This window comes from Streptomyces sp. M2CJ-2 (assembly GCF_016757295.1).
In the GTDB taxonomy this organism is placed as follows: domain Bacteria; phylum Actinomycetota; class Actinomycetes; order Streptomycetales; family Streptomycetaceae; genus Streptomyces.
In genome coordinates this window covers 1-1,175 of record NZ_JAESIF010000240.1, presented here as the reverse complement: position 1 = coordinate 1,175, position 1,175 = coordinate 1, and the positions used below count along the sequence as shown (strand labels likewise).

Genomic DNA, 1,175 nt, shown 5'->3' with positions numbered 1-1,175 from the left:
GTGTTCTACCAGCTCGGCCGCCCTCGCCGGATGCGGGCATCGGAACCGAGATCACGACCCCGAACAGGCCCTAGGCGGCCTCGCATGGTCAGCGTGGCCGGGTGGCTCTACGGCAACGCCAAGGAACGATCGAACTCCTCAAGCGGGTGTCGCAGGTTCGAATCCTGCCGGGGCGCAGCAGTCAAGGGCCGGTTCGAGGGCTTGGCCCTCGAACCGGCCCTGCTGCCGATCGCGTCCGTGCCACGCTCGCACCACGAAGTCCGTGGTGCTCCCGCCGACCCGGCCCCTGGTGTCAGCCTTCGTGAGGCACCTTCGGGCGGGTGACCGGTACGACGGTGAGGAGGTCGTCCAGCCCTTTGAAGTCGTCGGGGTTGGTGGTGAAGAGGGGGAGGTCCTCGGCCACGGCGATGGCGGCGATCATCAGGTCGGCCACCCGGCAACGCGGCTTCCGGCCGGCGCTGATCACCGCGGCACAGATGCGACCGTAGATGCGGGCCGCGTCGGCGCTGAAGGGGATGGGGTCGAACTCGTTCTCGGCGCGCTGGAGGACGTCGAGCCTGCGGGCGCGTTCGGCGTGTTCGTCGTAGCCGCTCTGTTCGTCGTTGCGGCGGACCTCGTGCGGGCCGGCGGACAACTCGGCGAGGGTGATGGCGGTGATCGCCATTTCGTCCGGCAGTTCCTCGGGGGCGACCCACCGGCGCAGAATCATGATGTTGGTATCGAGGAGTCCCTGCGCGTACGGCGAGCGGTCAGCGGGCATAGGGATCGTCCAGGTAGGGGTCGGCCGTGGCGTCCTGGTCGGCGCGGAACGCGTCGAGGCCGATGTCGGGGGCGGTCCTGGACATCGCGGCGAACTCCTGGCGGGAGACGAACCGACGGCGTCGCCGCAGCGGAACGAGCTCACCGATCGGGTGTCCGTCACGGGTGACGGTGAACGACTGGCCGCCCTGTATGGCGTCCATGATCTCTCGGGATCGGTTGCGCAGATCCCGCTGGGTGATTTCGGGCTGAACGCTCATACCGACCACGGTAGCACCCGGTGCTACCACGTAGCACTTCACGCCGAGGGCTCGCGCCGACAGGCCTTCACCCCTAAAGCGCAAGGCCGTGAAGTTACGGCTTGAGTGCGGGTGTCCAGGCGGCTGTGATCTGTGGGTTTGCCGGACGTGGGAAGC

Annotated in this window: 2 protein-coding genes; both read right to left on the bottom strand. The window is 68.2% G+C overall.

Going from position 1 to position 1,175, the window contains the following annotated elements; translation table 11 throughout:
• Window positions 1-292: 292 nt before the first annotated feature.
• Window positions 293-760, bottom strand: a complete 468-nt coding sequence (locus JL475_RS39075; RefSeq protein ID WP_202282938.1) for a type II toxin-antitoxin system VapC family toxin — start codon at window positions 758-760, stop codon at window positions 293-295.
• Complete coding sequence (locus JL475_RS39070; RefSeq protein ID WP_202282937.1) at window positions 750-1,019, bottom strand: type II toxin-antitoxin system Phd/YefM family antitoxin; 270 nt, start codon at window positions 1,017-1,019, stop codon at window positions 750-752. The genes JL475_RS39075 and JL475_RS39070 overlap by 11 nt, the downstream gene beginning before the upstream one ends.
• Between the last annotated feature and the right edge of the window lie 156 nt (window positions 1,020-1,175).